General features: G+C 38.1%; 17 protein-coding genes. 4 read left to right on the top strand and 13 right to left on the bottom strand.

The window, feature by feature from the left end:
- Positions 1-97: 97 nt before the first annotated feature.
- The 8 genes from ruvA to racE all read right to left on the bottom strand — a co-directional run bounded on the left by ruvA (position 98) and on the right by racE (position 7,221).
- Complete coding sequence (ruvA, locus tag LEUM_RS03010; protein WP_011679431.1) at positions 98-688, bottom strand: Holliday junction branch migration protein RuvA; 591 nt, start codon at positions 686-688, stop codon at positions 98-100.
- A 75-nt stretch (positions 689-763) separates the two neighbouring features.
- Entirely contained in the window at positions 764-1,882 is a 1,119-nt protein-coding gene (locus tag LEUM_RS03005; protein WP_242824526.1) for a glycerophosphodiester phosphodiesterase, read from the bottom strand.
- 109 nt (positions 1,883-1,991) lie between these two features.
- Entirely contained in the window at positions 1,992-3,053 is a 1,062-nt protein-coding gene (queA, locus tag LEUM_RS03000) for a tRNA preQ1(34) S-adenosylmethionine ribosyltransferase-isomerase QueA (protein WP_041775262.1), read from the bottom strand.
- Between the two features lie 109 nt (positions 3,054-3,162).
- Positions 3,163-4,020, bottom strand: a complete 858-nt coding sequence (locus LEUM_RS02995) for a metallophosphoesterase family protein (RefSeq protein ID WP_011679428.1) — start codon at positions 4,018-4,020, stop codon at positions 3,163-3,165.
- Entirely contained in the window at positions 4,017-5,072 is a 1,056-nt protein-coding gene (gene ruvB, locus LEUM_RS02990; protein ID WP_011679427.1) for a Holliday junction branch migration DNA helicase RuvB, read from the bottom strand. The genes LEUM_RS02995 and ruvB overlap by 4 nt, the downstream gene beginning before the upstream one ends.
- Positions 5,073-5,207: 135 nt before the next feature.
- Positions 5,208-5,744 (bottom strand): YfcE family phosphodiesterase, encoded by a 537-nt coding sequence (locus LEUM_RS02985; RefSeq protein ID WP_011679426.1) that lies wholly within the window; start codon positions 5,742-5,744, stop codon positions 5,208-5,210.
- Entirely contained in the window at positions 5,744-6,349 is a 606-nt protein-coding gene (locus tag LEUM_RS02980; protein ID WP_011679425.1) for an XTP/dITP diphosphatase, read from the bottom strand. Before LEUM_RS02980 ends, LEUM_RS02985 begins: the two co-directional genes overlap by 1 nt.
- Entirely contained in the window at positions 6,346-7,221 is an 876-nt protein-coding gene (gene racE, locus LEUM_RS02975; protein ID WP_011679424.1) for a glutamate racemase, read from the bottom strand. The genes LEUM_RS02980 and racE overlap by 4 nt, the downstream gene beginning before the upstream one ends.
- Positions 7,222-7,269: 48 nt before the next feature.
- Here racE and LEUM_RS02970 point away from each other — a divergent pair, with 48 nt between their 5' ends.
- On the top strand, positions 7,270-7,983 hold the full coding sequence (locus tag LEUM_RS02970) for a YslB family protein (protein WP_011679423.1): 714 nt from the start codon (positions 7,270-7,272) through the stop codon (positions 7,981-7,983).
- Positions 7,984-8,331: 348 nt separating this feature from the next.
- On the opposite strand, the gene rplS is transcribed toward LEUM_RS02970, so the two are convergent.
- The 4 genes from rplS to LEUM_RS02950 form a co-directional block, all read right to left on the bottom strand.
- Positions 8,332-8,691: a 50S ribosomal protein L19 gene (gene rplS / locus LEUM_RS02965; protein ID WP_004164446.1), complete on the bottom strand. Its 360-nt coding sequence runs from the start codon at positions 8,689-8,691 to the stop codon at positions 8,332-8,334.
- A 123-nt stretch (positions 8,692-8,814) separates the two neighbouring features.
- On the bottom strand, positions 8,815-10,515 hold the full coding sequence (locus tag LEUM_RS02960) for a phospho-sugar mutase (RefSeq protein ID WP_011679422.1): 1,701 nt from the start codon (positions 10,513-10,515) through the stop codon (positions 8,815-8,817).
- A gap of 42 nt (positions 10,516-10,557) precedes the next feature.
- The gene (locus LEUM_RS02955) at positions 10,558-11,217 is read right to left on the bottom strand and encodes a DedA family protein (RefSeq protein WP_011679421.1); all 660 of its coding nucleotides are present in this window, start codon (positions 11,215-11,217) and stop codon (positions 10,558-10,560) included.
- A 52-nt stretch (positions 11,218-11,269) separates the two neighbouring features.
- Positions 11,270-12,247, bottom strand: coding sequence for a LacI family DNA-binding transcriptional regulator (locus tag LEUM_RS02950; RefSeq protein WP_011679420.1), 978 nt, complete (start codon positions 12,245-12,247; stop codon positions 11,270-11,272).
- Between the two features lie 146 nt (positions 12,248-12,393).
- Here LEUM_RS02950 and LEUM_RS02945 point away from each other — a divergent pair, with 146 nt between their 5' ends.
- The 3 genes from LEUM_RS02945 to LEUM_RS02935 are packed head-to-tail and all read left to right on the top strand — an operon-like array spanning position 12,394 to position 14,584.
- Positions 12,394-13,410, top strand: a complete 1,017-nt coding sequence (locus tag LEUM_RS02945; protein ID WP_011679419.1) for a zinc-dependent alcohol dehydrogenase family protein — start codon at positions 12,394-12,396, stop codon at positions 13,408-13,410.
- Positions 13,411-13,412: 2 nt separating this feature from the next.
- Entirely contained in the window at positions 13,413-14,150 is a 738-nt protein-coding gene (locus LEUM_RS02940; protein WP_011679418.1) for a DUF6198 family protein, read from the top strand.
- A gap of 50 nt (positions 14,151-14,200) precedes the next feature.
- The gene (locus LEUM_RS02935; protein WP_011679417.1) at positions 14,201-14,584 is read left to right on the top strand and encodes a VOC family protein; all 384 of its coding nucleotides are present in this window, start codon (positions 14,201-14,203) and stop codon (positions 14,582-14,584) included.
- A 46-nt stretch (positions 14,585-14,630) separates the two neighbouring features.
- Here the strand turns inward: LEUM_RS02935 and trxB are convergent, their stop codons facing one another.
- Complete coding sequence (trxB, locus tag LEUM_RS02930) at positions 14,631-15,584, bottom strand: thioredoxin-disulfide reductase (RefSeq protein WP_011679416.1); 954 nt, start codon at positions 15,582-15,584, stop codon at positions 14,631-14,633.
- Positions 15,585-15,675: the final 91 nt, after the last annotated feature.

Genomic DNA, 15,675 nt, shown 5'->3' with positions numbered 1-15,675 from the left:
CAATGTTTATTATATCAAATACATCCTTCAAAATAAATGCAGACTACTTCAAATGCCTATCAATTTATTCTACAAAAAAACATCCTCACGGATGTTTTTATTTAACCAACAGCTTTAAAGCTGAGCGAATATATCCATCTGTAGTATCGCTATTACGACCAATAATCTGAGCGACCGCTTTCACATCTTTAGCTGTGTAGCCAAGTGCTAATAGTGCTTCAAGCGCATCATCCAAGGCTTGCGATTGTTCTGGATTGCTTGAAGAATCAACCATACCTGTTTTAGATGCTAACTCATCTAACTTCCCTTTCAAATCCAAAACAATTTGCTGCGCCGTTTTCTTTCCGACACCAGGGAATTGTGTCAAATAAGCCACATTATCATTTTCAACTGCACTAATAAGACCCTCGGCGTCCCCGTTTGCCAAAATGGCTAAGGCACTTTTAGGCCCAATCCCTGACACATTTAATAGTTTATTAAACAAGGCTTTCTCATCAGCATCAATAAATCCATATAAGCTGATGTCATTTTCACGAACAATTTGCTGTACATAGACATGCGATTCCACATTCTCCTCAAAACGATAAGGATTAGCACTGTACAGGCGATATCCCACGCCACTTCGGGATGCAATCACAATATACGATGGTGTGATATTTGTGATTAGCCCATTAATATACTCATACATTTACGCAATAACTCTCTTTCAAATGGTTTCTTTTAGTTTAGCATAAAACGCACATAGCACTCACCCTAAAATAAATCAGTTTAAACTAAAACTGTTAGCATCCGTCGTAATTTCATCAACACCTAGTCCAATATAATAAGGGAACTCTGACGGTGATATTGTCCAAACATTTAGTCGTCGCCCTTGCTGTCTGAGCGCTTGAATTGTTTGACTCGTTAATTTTTTCCCGTTAATATCCAGCCCTGCTTTGGGCCCTAATTCGTTTAATTTTTCAGACAACTGCACTGGATCACTAGCCGAATCCCATAAAAGTTCGAGCGAAATCTTTTTGTCTAGTGCATATACGTGTTTTAAGGCTTCACACTGCAGGCTAATTATCGTACTGTTGTTATACAATCCTGCATTTTTAACTGCAGCAATTAAATTTTGAACATCACCATCGCTCATTTGACTAGCCGGCTGTTTAATTTCAATAATTGGCCGTAAATTATTATTAGACATCTCAGTTAAATACTCTTTTAAGGTTGGCAAAGTTAGTGATTGATATTTTCCAACATTAACACCAGAATCAATATGATATTGTTTAATCTGAGCTAAGGTTAAGTCTTTAATAGCACCATGACCGTTAGTCATACGATCAATAGTACCATCATGGCTCACAACCCACTGCTTGTCTTTTGTAAGCCAAATATCTGTCTCCGCACCATAACTACCTTTAGCTAATTGAAACGCTGGTATTGAATTCTCAGGTGCTAAATTTGACGCCCCACGGTGAGCAATTAGCTTTGTTTGAAAATTACCATTAACACGGTATTGAACGCTCCCATCAGAAGCAAGGTAATACGTATGCTTATCAACTGACTTCAATTGATTTTTAACAGCAAGGTTTGTTACTGAATCAAAATAATAAGTTTTTGATCCAATCGTTTGTAAACCACTTTGACGTTTGCCATCTTTAAAAAAATACTTTCCAGTTCCATCATCTAAATAACCGTTAGCCGGTTCAGCCGTCTTATGATAACTGCCATTCACATAGCCAGAGTGCGGCGTTTGGCCTACCGAACCATTTTCAATTTGTGTTAGCACTACTTTTTCTAACATTGAAGGTGGCTCCACAGAGCCCGCTTCCGAATTCACAATTTTGGTAAAAAGCATGCCCGATATCAATGCACACAAACCTAAAATAAATCTCATGTTACCCCCGTTGTTACTCTTTATAGCATTCTACTTTGATAAACAGATACACAAATAAAAAATACGTCTGAGAGTCAGATGTATTTTTTTTTCGTTTTGTTCGTCTTTATTATTTATGAATAAACATCGCGTCTCCAAAACTGAAGAAACGATACTGATCATCAACCGCATGTTTATAAGCATTCAAAATATTATCACGCCCAGTAAAAGCAGCGACTAACATGACCAATGTTGATTTAGGCAAATGGAAGTTAGTTATAAAGGCATCTACAACTGTCCAGTTGTATCCTGGTTTAATAAAAATATCCGTCCAACCTGAATCAGCGGTCAGGTCACCATTAAACTTAGTACCAATAGTTTCAAGGGTACGTATTGACGTCGTACCGGTAGCAATGATACGCCCACCGTGTTTTCTAACCGAATTCAATTCATCCGCAGCTTCTTGGCTGAGTTGATAAAATTCCGAATGCATTTTATGATCTTCAATATTTTCTTCATCGACAGGCCGGAACGTTCCAAGACCTACATGAAGCGTTAATTCGACCGTTTTAACACCTTTGGCACGAACCCTATCTAACAACTCAGGTGTCCAATGTAGCCCTGCTGTTGGTGCTGCTGCTGAACCATCAACCTTTGAATATACCGTTTGATAACGTTCTTGATCGTCAAGCTTTTCTTTAATATAAGGTGGTAATGGCATTTCGCCCAACTGATTAAGTAGCTCCATGAAAATGCCATCATAATGAAATTCAATATATCGACCACCATGTTCTAATTCACCAACAACTGTTGCGGTCATAATCGGATTTTCAATATCATCACCAAAAACAATGGTTGACCCAACGGGTGATTTTTTCGCTGGTTTAACTAACGTCTCCCATACATCACCATGATCTTGACGAAGTAGTAAGACTTCAGCATGTCCACCAGTTTCCGGACGTGCGCCATGTAAACGTGCTGGTAAAACACGTGAATTATTCATGACAATAGCATCCCCAGGATTCAAGTAATCTAATATGTCATAGAAATGTTTATCCTCATAGCCACCAGTTTTAGCGTTCAATGCTAATAATCTCGAAGCATCACGTTGCTTCAACGGTGTTTGTGCAATTAACGCCTCTGGTAAATCATAATCAAAATCTGATAATGTATATTTTTTTTCTTCTGCCATAATGATATCGAATCCCTTTAAAAATAATCTAATTTCCATTGTAACATACTTGTTTGCAAAGAAAAAAGCCATTGCACTGGCTTAACAAATGAAAAAATTAGAAAACACTTTATACACTGCCGGTGTTACCACTGAGACCTGTTTTCTTTTCGAATTCAAAGCCAGTTTGCGCTACTTTTTCAAGTTCATCGGCAGTCAACACTTTATTTACATTTGGAATTTCAAGTTGCTCCAAGACATCAGCATATGTCAAATCATGTTGATTCAAATGATCAACTAATAAAGCTAATTCATGACGCTGTGTAGCGGTCGGTTTATTAATTGTTATCGTTTCATCGAAAGCTCGCTCAACAGACCGATCATAACGCTTGTTATCGGACTCAATTGCATATTCATTTTGAATTTTGTCCATTCTGTCCGTCAATTCTTCGGTTAGTTCATCAAAAGTAAGCGGTTGGCCGAAACGTCTTTTTTGCATAAACGAGGAATCAAGCGATAAATTCACCATACTAGCTTGTTTGTATTCTGCTTCATGAATATGTCCGTGAACAGATAAAACGGGGTATGGCAAATCAATTGCATAATGGCTCATCCATACATTAATACCATTGATTTTTATAGCCTTAGCAGTTTCAATATATTCAATAATGTTTGTTTCCGGTGTCTTTATTGCTGCTTTAATTTGATCTGAATGATCGTGATTCCCTTTAAAGAACACTTTTTTACCTTTTAGACGACTAAGTTGTGCTACAAAATCCTGTTTCTTGCGAAACATGCCCAAATCGCCAAGAAAATAAACTGCGTCCTCATCCGTTACAGTTTCGTTCCAAGTATCCTCCAGATATCGATCCATATTTTCAATCGTTGGCTCTATATTTAATGCTTGCAGTGATACTGCCCGTGATTTATCAAAATATAGAATTTTTTCATGATTGAAATGTGTGTCTGAAATAATAAAATTTGTCATAATTTCCTTTGATAGGCGTGCCCTAAATGAGTGTACCCCGCTTCAGTGACAACACGTCCACGCGGTGTGCGCTGCAAAAAACCAATCTGCAATAAATATGGTTCAACCATTGCCTCTAATGTTTCTGACTCTTCACCAATATTAGCAGCTATTGTATTTAACCCAACCGGCCCACCTTTATAATATTCGATCATTGTTTCTAAAAGCTTATGATCGGTTTCGTCAAGACCTCTATTGTCAACGCGCAATTTATCCAAACCAATAGTCACAATATTCTTGTCAATTGCATCTTTTCCCTCGACCTGAGCAAAATCACGGACGCGTTTCAACAAACGATTGGCGATACGAGGTGTGCCACGAGAGCGCAGCGATATTTCATATGCACCTTCCGATTTAATTGGTGCATTAAAGATGTCTGCCGTGCGAACGACTATTTGCTGTAATTCTTCTGGAGTATAGTATTGTAGCGAGTTAATAATGCCAAATCGATCACGAAGTGGCTTGGATAACATACCAGGACGCGTGGTTGCCCCGATTAAAGTAAATGGCGGCAACGGAAAATGAACTGGACGCGCCGTTGGCCCCTGACCAACCATAATATCAACAAAATAATCTTCCATTGCTGAATACATTATTTCCTCAATATTAGTAGGAATTCGATGTATTTCATCAATAAACAAGATATCCCCCGGCTCCAGTTCATTCAGTAATGCTACCAAATCACCTGGCTTTTCAATAGCAGGACCCGATGTTGTTTTAATATTAACATTCATCTCATTAGCAATAATCATCGCTAGCGTTGTTTTACCTAATCCTGGTGGTCCAAAAAGCAATACATGATCCAATGCTTCTTCACGTTGCTTTGCTGCCGAAATATAAACATTTAACTCTTCTTTTAATGCCTCTTGCCCAATATACTCACGCAAAAATTGCGGACGCAATGATAATTCACTACGCTGTTCTTCATCATTGGCAGCTGCGTCACGTAATAAATGATCTACTTCGGTGTCTTGTTCATACCATTGATTAAATTGTGGGTTATCTTCTGTCATAGCTAGTCCTATATTATACACGTTCGATGATGTGGTTATGTTTTTGAACATCATACTGTTTAATATGACGTAATAAAAACTCCTTAAGCTTATAAGTAAATTATAACAAAAGGAGTTTTTATGTTTTAAAAAATTTTATCGATTTACTGTCACAGTTAAATGAGGCACGGCCTGATGCTGACGTGTGTAAAACGTTACGATATACTTATCATCTGTTACTTCTAGAACCGCATAAGTTCCACCAAGGTCCGCACGTGACCCCTTTGGCAGGGTTGTTGAACCTGGATTGATAAATAACTTATGATCATATGAAACAGCCCCTTCTTTGTGTGTATGACCAAACAAAACAACTTGTGCATGGGCATCATTTGCAGCTTCGTTCATCGAATCCAAATTAGCCCATTTTAATATTGCCGTCGCATTGTAAAGGTGACCGTGGGTTTGAAAAAAAGTTATACCATCAATAACCGTTGAACGTGCTTCAGCAAAATCAGGATCATCATCCATGTTACCGATTACCGTAGAAACACCCGCAAAAATGTCATCATCAGCGTTCAATTCAGAATCACCATTGTAAAAAATGCCATCAACTTTATCTCGCCACTGAGCCAAAATATCTACTAAAATTTTTCGATCACTGTGTATATCTGAAACAATTAAAAATTTAACCATTATTCTCCTTTCAACCAAACTGGTAATTTTTTACCGAGTTCTTGCAGTGCTAAACCACGATGACTAATTGTATTTTTTTCACTTGCAGACATTTCTGCAAAGGTTTTGTTCATGCTGGGTACAAAAAATATTGGATCATATCCAAATCCATCTTGTCCGCGTTCACTTTCTGTTATATAGCCATCTACTTGTCCGTTAACTATTAGGTTTGATCCCTTAGGACTATGTAAAGCGATAACGCTATTGAAGTGTGCTGTTCGCTGCTCGTTAGGAACCTTAGCTAACTTTTGCAAAACTTTATCAATATTTGCTTGATCATCGTGATCGCCAGCATAACGTGCTGAATAAACTCCAGGTTCACCATTTAAAGCATCCACTGACATACCAGAGTCATCAGCCAAAATGTAATCATTAGGGGCAACTTTAGCAATCGTTTCAACTTTCTTCACAGCGTTTTCTTCAAATGTTGTCCCATCTTCAACAATTTCGGGAACATCCCCTATTTCTTGAAGTGAAACGACAGGTAAGTCAATACTTATTGACGCCAGTAAGGCTTCAATTTCAGTTATTTTATGAGCATTATTGCTCGCTATAATTAGCTTCACTTTTCTTCCTCCAAATGGTCCCCAACAATATTAAGGTGGCGCACATCTAACTCATGATTTCGTGCTAACCAACTACTAGCAATCGTTTTGAATTTTAGTTTATCACCTGTCGTGTTATAAATATCATCGCTATGATTGTGTTTCACTTCTGAATGAATGTCGAGTTCATCCAAATATTGTTTCATCACCGCAACCGTCTTGGCGCCAGAATCAACTAGTGTAACATCCGATCCGACTGCTTCTTGAATAAAAGGCGTCAGTAATGGAAAATGAGTACACCCCAAGATTAGCGTGTCAATATTTGCCTCTTTGAAGGCACTCAAATGATGGGCAATTACCTCGCGGGCTTCATCGCTCTGATAGAGATTATTTTCCACTAAAGTAACAAATTCAGGCTCAGCTTGCGAAGTAATCTGAACATTATTGTCAATTGCTAACATTTTTTCATTGTAGACTTGCGATTCGACAGTGCCTTGAGTTGCAATCAATCCAATTTTTTTATTTTGACTAATTGAAACGGCCGCTTCTGCGCCTGGTTGAATGACACCAATGACTGGAATACATAATTGTTCTCGTAATTGTGATAAAGCTCTAGCAGTGGCAGTATTACAAGCAATGACCAACATTTTGATATTTTGTTCATTTACCAGATAATGAGCCATTTGAAAAGTATAGTCAATAACTTCTTTTTCGGAGCGCGGTCCATATGGCATACGTGCCGTATCACCAATATAAATTAATTGTTCGTTCGGTAATTGCTTCTGGGATTCTTTGACAACAGTTAGGCCACCAATACCAGAGTCAACTAGCCCAATAGGATTATTTTTTATCATATAATTAATTATGACGAGGATAATAAAAAATGCAAGCATTTGAGCACTAATTTTGTGTATAATGAAATGAAAGGATTTTCGTCAACCATGGATATCAACGATTACGATAAAATTTTACAAACAAACTTTCAAGTAAACAGTTTTGCACTCAGTTTGCTACGGGACGGTCTCTTAAAGAATTTACTTCAAGAAGACTATCCGCATATTTTATACTGGGCCGGTAAAGAAATTGCACGTCAGTTTCCAACTGACACACTGTCGACAGTAAAAGAGTTTTTTGCCAACGCTGCCTTTGGTGATTTAGAAATTAAATCACAAAATAGCAAGAACCAACGTTGGGAATTAACTGGCGATTTAGTGCGACAACGTCTTGCGTTAAATAAAAATGCTGATTTTAGTTTAGAGGCCGGCTTTTTAGCACAACAGCTTGAAGTACAAACTGGTGCCATTGCAGAAGCCAATTTCAAGTATTTGAAGAAAAACGAAGGCGTTTCTTTTGAAGTAATCACTGACCTATCTGAAACGGTTAATGTTGATGATCTTAGGCAACGTGCAGCTGCACGAGATTCTTTCTTAGATCGAACACATGCTACAACAGAAAAAGCTACCGTTGTGGAAGTACGCGATAACGACGATATTTCACGTGAACAGTCTATCACAGACTCCTTGTTAGCTTTTAAGTTTGATGAAACCGTCATGCCTACAGAAGAAAGTTCTGGGTTAAGTGCTTTATCTGGTGAAGAAATTGATCCATTTAATGTGCCAACATCTACAGAAAACTCACAGTCCCCTTTTAAATAATAAAAAACCGTTAACGACAGCGTTAGCGGTTTTTTATTACATTTCAATACTTTTTTGCAAACAAAAACCCCTGACCGAAGAGGGGGGTTGGTCAGGGGGTTGATAACATAAGTTATCGGTGTATCAATCAACAATTGGGGGAGCTGATTGATGCATTACTGGGGGAAGTAATGAAACTCAAATGTTATTTGAGTATATGTCTATTATAGACTAATTCATTCGTAATAATGTGTCTGGATTTTGACAAAAGTATTACGCGACAATGACATAACATTTAGTGAAGTAAATAACTTTTTAAGGAATAATTAACAAAAAAAGGCATCTCCGAAGAAATACCTTTTACATACCTTAAACGTCGCGACGACGTTCTTTAATACGAGCTGCCTTACCTTGCAAAGCACGCAAGTAGTACAACTTTGCACGGCGTACTTGACCAAAGCGAGTAACTTCAATCTTTTCAACACGTGGTGAGTGTAATGGGAATGTACGTTCCACACCAACACCTGAAGAAATCTTACGAACTGTATAAGTTGCTTGGATGCCAGCGCCCTTGCGCTTAATAACAACACCTTCAAACAACTGAACACGTTCACGTGAACCTTCAACGATCTTGGCATACACCTTAACAGTGTCTCCTGCACGGAAAGCAGGAATGTCAGTACGTAATTGTGCTGATGTAACGTTTTCTAAAATAGTATTTTGACGCATTGGTCATTCTCCTGATCGACAATCATACACTTGCCCTTAGGCTAAACGCACAGCGGATTATCGTTAATGTGGGCTTTGATAGCCAACAGTAATTATAGCAAATTATAATTTTTATGTCTAGTATTATTTTGCGCGCTTCATTAAATCGGCGGAAATAATATCAATTTTAGCTTGTGATTCTTGTTGTGACTCAGATTCAACCCCAATGTAGAACTTTAGCTTAGGTTCTGTGCCTGATGGTCGTAAGGCCACCCAAGAACCATCATCCAACCAATACTTTAACACATTTGCTTTTGGTTGAGATAACTTAGCCGTTGATCCATCTTTGCTTGTTTCGACCGAGGTTGAAAAGTCTTGCACGCGTGCAACTTTTACTCCGCCAATTTCAGCGGGTTGGTTATCACGAAAGCCAGCTATAATTGCCGCCATTTCATCATTGCCATGAATTCCTGGGAAATCTAAGCTAATTGTTTTCTCTTCAAAGTATCCAAATTTCTCAAATAATTCATACAATCCATCTGCGAAAGTCTTCCCTTGTGACTTGTAGTATGCAGCTACCTCTGCAAATAATACCAATGCTTGAATGGCATCTTTATCATGAGAGAATGGCTTGACCAAGTAGCCAAAACTTTCTTCAAAACCAAACAAAAATGTATTGGATTTTGTTTCCTCAAATTGATCAATTGTAGCTGCAATATATTTAAACCCAGTTAACACATCAGCTGTTTCAACACCAAAGCTTTCAGCAACCTTTGACGCAAAGCGTGACGATACAATTGATGTCACAATCGACCCATTAGTTGGCAAAGTGTTTGTGTCTTTTTTAGCTGTTAATAAGTAGTTAACCAACACAGCGGCAATTTGATTTCCTGTCAAAATTTGGAATGTACCATCCGCTAGTTTAACAGCAGCCCCCATACGATCAGCGTCAGGATCTGTTGCTACAACAGCATCTGCCCCATCACGCTTAGCATATTCAATAGCTAATGATAACGCGGCAGCATCTTCCGGATTAGGTTTTTTAACCGTTGGAAAATCACCATCAATAACAGCTTGTTCTTTTACAATTGTGTAATTTGTGAAACCTGCCTGCTGCAATGCTTTTTCACCAATGTATTGCCCTGTTCCGTGTAGCGGTGAATAAACAAACTTTAGCGAAGCACCCTCTTTGGCAACAAGGTCAGCGTTCACCGTCACTGTTTCCATCTTCTTCAAATATTTATTATCAATTTCATCATCAATAATTTGTACATTTTTGTTGTCTTCGTCTAATGCGATATTAAAAATATCAGTAATGTTCGCCAGTTCGTTAACCACAGCATCAACTGCTTCTGGAACCATTTGACCGCCATCTTCTCCATAAACCTTGTAACCGTTATATTCTTTAGGATTATGTGATGCAGTGATCATAATGCCGGCGAAAGCGTGTAATTCACGTACAGTAAATGACAATTCTGGTGTTGGACGCAACGAACTAAAAAGGAAACTCTTAATTCCGTGTGCCGACAATACTTGTGCCGCATTTGAAGCAAATTCAGGCGAAAAATGACGCGAATCAAAACTGATTGCTACGCCACGCTTTTTTGCATCTGATCCTTGCTCATCAATGTAACGCGCCAAAGCTTCAGTTACTTGACGAACTGTGAAAACATTCATGCGGTTTGTCCCTGCACCCAATACACCGCGCATTCCAGCTGTACCAAAACTTAGATTTTGATAAAAAGCGTCTTCCTGCTGGTCTGGTGTGTATTTTTCTAAATCAGCAGCCAAATAATCTGGTAAAGTCGCTTCTTGCCATTTTTTAAGTGCTTCTTTATAACTCATGATTTACCTTCTTCTTTCGTAATTTCTTAAATTATAACAAATTTATTTTCGAATAAACAATTGAATAATGCGTTGCCGACATTTAGGACTGCGTAAAATCACTATAAATACTACAGCCATTATAATGATTAAGGCAATTGAAATTCGTCTTGGAATTTCAAGATGACCAATAAAATAACCTATTGAAACCATGACTAGTGACCACAGAAAACTAGCAAAGGCTGACATCCGTAAGTAATTTAAAAATGCTAACCCTAAACGGTGAGCTAATAGTGGTACCGCAACACGAATAAAAGGTAAAAAACGTCCCAAGACAATAAATAACAACCAGCGTTTTGGATGAAAATTGCCTGCGATTTGTTCAACTAACTCACCATGTACATGTTTTTTAATAATTGGAATTTTACCAAATTGCTTTGTAATATAGGCGCCAAACCAGTAATTAACACCATCCCCCAAAAAGGACGCAACGGCAAAAACTAAAATAACTAGCCCCAATTCAAAAATATTGTGATGTGTCCCTGCCAAGCCTCCGACTGTAATCAAAATAGCATCTCCAGGAATAAATCCTGTTAGAATACCTGCCGTTTCAACAAAGATTAGTAAAAACATCACAATGAAAGTTGATATAGAAAATTCAGTGTCGCTTCCAATTAGATGGGTAATCCACTCTGGCATCGTTGCTAATATATTTATAAACATTTCCCCTCCAAAATGTCATATTATTTTGAAAAAAGCGCGACAAGATCACTTATTACTCGGGTTGAAATAACTCAACACCAAGTAATTCATTATTTTGTGGCTTTTCTCCAGGATTTTCTATCACCGCAAACAATACGTCAATCAAAACTTTCGCCGCCTGCTTCACTGGTTGTACGACTGTTGGCAAATCAGGGTGTAGCTGACGAACGATTGGTGTACCATCGTAACCTATAATTTTTACATCTTCTGGAACACGTTTGCCGATTTTTCTAAGTGCGTTTTGTAATTGAATTGCACCAACATCATTGTAAGCAAAAACACCATCAATATCGTCTTTTATAACGTAGTTAATCATTTTATCGAGATCTTCTTTGGAAGCAAACCCTTCCAAGTTAAAGTTTTCTTGGAACACCTTGGCTGAAGAATCTTTTGTCGCTCTCAAAAAACCATCATAGCGAATATGTGTAGGTGATTTCGAGCCATCATCATCGCTCAGTATTAATAGGCGTCGAGCACCTGTTGAAAGCAAGTACTTACCAGCAAGATAGCCTCCTTCCTCATTGTCTTCAGAAACGATAGGAATATCATCTGATAGATATCGATCATAAGAGACAATCGGTAAATAAGTATTCTGGTACTCTTCAATATCTAGATTGTGTGAAGAAGTTATTATACCTTCAACTTGATTAGCAGCGAGCATTTGCAAGTATTGCTGCTCTTTTTCAACATTATTTGCTGATACTGCAATAATAACTTTATAACCTTTTAAGAACAATAACTGTTCGATTTCATTGGCTAGTGCAGTAAAAAATGGGTTTTCCATATTAGGTAGAATCAAACCTATAAATTGTGATGATTTACCTTGTAATGAACGTGCCATTGCATTTGGTTGATAATGTAGTTCACGCATTGCAGCATGGACCTTATCAATTGTTTTTTGGCTCAAAGAACCATAGCTGTTAATAACACGTGATACTGTTGTCACAGAAACACCAGCTAGCGCTGCGACATCACTTAATTTTGCAACCATTACATACCTCCATAGTCTTATATTATTTTATCACACCAACAGCCTTATAATCGAAAATTAATTTGGCCTGAGACTTGACTTTATAATGCCAAAGGTTTAGCATAGTCACCGTAAGTTACTTTTGTCACAAAAAAGGAGAATTAATCATGGAAGCACTTGTTCTAACCGGAACTAAGAAATTAGAAGTAAAGGACATTGACCGTCCAAAGGTTTTGCCAAATGAAGTTTTGATTCACACAGCGTTTGCTGGTATTTGTGGAACTGATCACGCACTATACGCTGGTTTGCCAGGTTCAGCTGATGCTGTTCCTCCAATCGTTCTTGGTCATGAGAACTCAGGTGTTGTTGCAGAAATCGGTTCTGCTGTTACTAACGTTAAAGTTGGTGACCGCGTAACTGTTGACCCTAACATTTATTGTGGACAATGCAAGTACTGCCGTACTGCACGCCCTGAATTATGCGAAAACTTGTCAGCTGTTGGTGTGACACGTGATGGTGGCTTTGAAGAATTCTTCACTGCACCTGCATCTGTTGTTTATCCAATTCCTGATAACGTTTCATTAAAGTCAGCTGCTGTTGTTGAACCAATTTCATGTGCCGTTCACGGTATTCAATTGTTGAAGGTTACCCCTTACCAAAAGGCTTTGGTAATTGGTGATGGATTCATGGGCGAATTATTCGTTCAAATCTTGCAAGCATATGGTATTCACCAAGTTGACTTAGCTGGTATTGTTGACGAAAAGTTGGCAATGAACAAAGAAAAGTTTGGCGTAAAGAACACGTACAACACAATGAAGGGTGACAAGATCCCTGAAGGTGAATATGATGTCATTATTGAAGCCGTTGGTCTACCACAAACACAAGAAGCTGCTATTGAAGCATCAGCTCGTGGCGCTCAAGTATTGATGTTTGGTGTTGGTGGTCCTGACGCCAAGTTCCAAATGAACACTTATGAAGTATTCCAAAAGCAGTTAACTATTCAAGGTTCATTTATCAACCCTAACGCCTTTGAAGATTCACTGGCTCTGCTATCATCTGGTAAGTTGAATGTTGAAGCATTGATGTCACACGAATTAGACTATAAGACTGTTGACGACTTTGTTAACGGTAAGTTAGGTGTCGTATCTAAGGCTGTTGTGAAGGTTGGCGGCGAAGAGGCATAATTATGACTCAAAACGAGACAAAGACGAAAAGCTCTAGAACTATTTCAATGAGTTTGTCGATTACCTACTTTACTATTTCGCTAGTTATCAATGCCATGGGTAATGTCTTAACATTAGTTACCTCTGATCATATTCACCCTGCCTTTCTTGGTTCTGCATACTGGACAGCAGCAGAAGCTAACTTAGGTCACGCGATTCTAGGAAATAATTCTCTAGCATTATTCTGGGCTTTTCTAGTTCTTGGTATGTTAATCTCCTTCTTAAATGCATTTTTGATGAAGAAGCTTGATTGGAAAAGAATTTTAGGTAACTTTATATTCATGCTACCTTTTTCAATTTTCATTCAATGGTTTTCAAACATTTTTAATCAAATTATGCCTGATGCAAAGTCATTGCCAATGGTCATTTTGTACATCGTGATTAACTTCGTAGGAGTTGCCCTTATTGGTACTGCTATTTCAATATATCAACGTGTGAATTTGGTTTTGCATCCAGCAGATGATTTGATGCAAATTTTGCGTTTTAAGTATTTTAAGGGTTCTGCTTTCAAAGCAATGTGGGCCTCATACATTCCACCAACAATTTTTGCCATTATTGCGTTTATTATTACTTTCCCAAATCTGTATAATTTTGGCTTAGGAACGCTCTTCGCCTTTCTTTTCCAAGGCGGAATAACTGGAATTGCTGACAAACTAGTATTTCGTAATTTAGATCACCAAGCTGTTGATGTTGGTGAATAAGATAAACTCATTGTTTGGTATGAAAAATATTAATTTTGGAGGAAAAAATTATGGCTTTTGCTGATTATTACTCAGGTTTACAACACGTTGGTATTCCATCATCTTCACTAGAACAATCTGAAGCATTTTGGACCAAATTAGGTTTTAAAAAGACTGGTGATTTTCCTGCCGGAAATGTCATTTTTATGCAACGTGAAAATCTAGTGATCGAAACATGGAGTGGTGACGAAGTTGCTGGTAAGCCAGGAGCTATTAACCATATTTCAATGGACACTACTGATGCTGATGCCGCTTTTGATGCCGCTAAGGCTGAAGGCTTCACTCTGATTGATTCAGAAGTACAACATTTACCATTTTGGGATAAAGGAATCAAGTTCTTTAATCTTCAAGGACCTGATGGCGTTATCGTAGAATTCTGTGAAATCGTTAAATAATTAAAATAAAAAAAACGATGACTCTTGGTCATCGTTTTTTTTTAGCTTATTCTGCAATCTTTTCAGTAGCGGGCAAACTGCTTATATAATCGTATACACCCTGACCAGCCAAACTACCATCGCCGACAGCAGTAGTTATTTGCCTCAAATCTTTTACACGAACATCGCCGACAGCAAAAACACCGGGAATACTCGTTTGCATCTTATCGTCTGTTACAATCCATCCTTCTGGATCAGTAATATTGAGATTTTCAAAGCCTTGCGTATTTGCCTTTAATCCTACGTAAATGAACACACCTGAAGCATCAATATGACGCTTTTCATTTGTCTGGTTATTGATAACGTCAACACCTGTAACTTTGTCATCGTCACCAGTAATCGCCACCACTTCGGTATGCCACTCAAATTTCATTTTAGAGTTATCAAATGCACGATTTTGGATAATTTGTTGTGCACGCAATTTGTCACGACGATGAAGTACTGTCACTGATTTTGCTAAATTAGTTAGGTATAAACCTTCTTCGATAGCCGAATCACCACCACCAATAACTAGAACATCCTCGTCTCGGAAAAATGCACCATCACACACCGCACAATAACTTACACCACGACCCTGATACTTATCTTCACCCGTTACATCTAAGTGGATATGCTCTGACCCAGTTGCGATAATTATTGCTTTAGCAGCATAAGTCCCCATGTCTGTGTGAATTATTTTTCTATAATCTTCAACTTCAATACTTTCTACTGATCCAAAACCATATTCAGCACCAAATTGTGTTGACGAAGAATACATCTTTTCAGCTAAATCTGGTCCCAAAATCGAATCAAACCCAGGGTAATTTTCCACCTCAGCTGTATTATTCATTTGGCCGCCATAAATACCACGATCCAACATTAATACTGATAAATTAGCTCTTGAAGCATATGTGGCTGCAGTCATTCCCGCTGGTCCAGCCCCAATAACGACCACATCATATTCCTTGAGTTCTTCTGACATATTTTACCCCTTTACTTACTTTTTGTTAACACTAATTGTACTCGATTATGTACCCCTTGTCGAGCATAACCATCTTATTTAAAAAAACAGG

The sequence above is a fragment of the Leuconostoc mesenteroides subsp. mesenteroides ATCC 8293 genome (assembly GCF_000014445.1).
GTDB lineage: Bacteria > Bacillota > Bacilli > Lactobacillales > Lactobacillaceae > Leuconostoc > Leuconostoc mesenteroides.
Note: the sequence above shows the minus strand (reverse complement) of the source record. Positions and strands in the feature narration are given on the sequence as shown.

Coding starts and splice junctions, on each gene's coding strand:
- racE (WP_011679424.1), bottom strand. CDS start 7,221: ATGCTTGCATTTTTTATTATCCTCGTCATAATTAATTATATGATAAAA.
- LEUM_RS02955 (WP_011679421.1), bottom strand. CDS start 11,217: ATGTTTATAAATATATTAGCAACGATGCCAGAGTGGATTACCCATCTA.
- LEUM_RS02970 (WP_011679423.1), top strand. CDS start 7,270: ATGGATATCAACGATTACGATAAAATTTTACAAACAAACTTTCAAGTA.
- LEUM_RS02995 (WP_011679428.1), bottom strand. CDS start 4,020: ATGACAAATTTTATTATTTCAGACACACATTTCAATCATGAAAAAATT.
- LEUM_RS03005 (WP_242824526.1), bottom strand. CDS start 1,882: ATGAGATTTATTTTAGGTTTGTGTGCATTGATATCGGGCATGCTTTTT.
- LEUM_RS02950 (WP_011679420.1), bottom strand. CDS start 12,247: ATGGTTGCAAAATTAAGTGATGTCGCAGCGCTAGCTGGTGTTTCTGTG.
- queA (WP_041775262.1), bottom strand. CDS start 3,053: ATGGCAGAAGAAAAAAAATATACATTATCAGATTTTGATTATGATTTA.
- ruvA (WP_011679431.1), bottom strand. CDS start 688: ATGTATGAGTATATTAATGGGCTAATCACAAATATCACACCATCGTAT.
- trxB (WP_011679416.1), bottom strand. CDS start 15,584: ATGTCAGAAGAACTCAAGGAATATGATGTGGTCGTTATTGGGGCTGGA.
- LEUM_RS02945 (WP_011679419.1), top strand. CDS start 12,394: ATGGAAGCACTTGTTCTAACCGGAACTAAGAAATTAGAAGTAAAGGAC.
- LEUM_RS02940 (WP_011679418.1), top strand. CDS start 13,413: ATGACTCAAAACGAGACAAAGACGAAAAGCTCTAGAACTATTTCAATG.
- LEUM_RS02985 (WP_011679426.1), bottom strand. CDS start 5,744: ATGGTTAAATTTTTAATTGTTTCAGATATACACAGTGATCGAAAAATT.
- LEUM_RS02935 (WP_011679417.1), top strand. CDS start 14,201: ATGGCTTTTGCTGATTATTACTCAGGTTTACAACACGTTGGTATTCCA.
- ruvB (WP_011679427.1), bottom strand. CDS start 5,072: ATGACAGAAGATAACCCACAATTTAATCAATGGTATGAACAAGACACC.
- LEUM_RS02960 (WP_011679422.1), bottom strand. CDS start 10,515: ATGAGTTATAAAGAAGCACTTAAAAAATGGCAAGAAGCGACTTTACCA.
- rplS (WP_004164446.1), bottom strand. CDS start 8,691: ATGCGTCAAAATACTATTTTAGAAAACGTTACATCAGCACAATTACGT.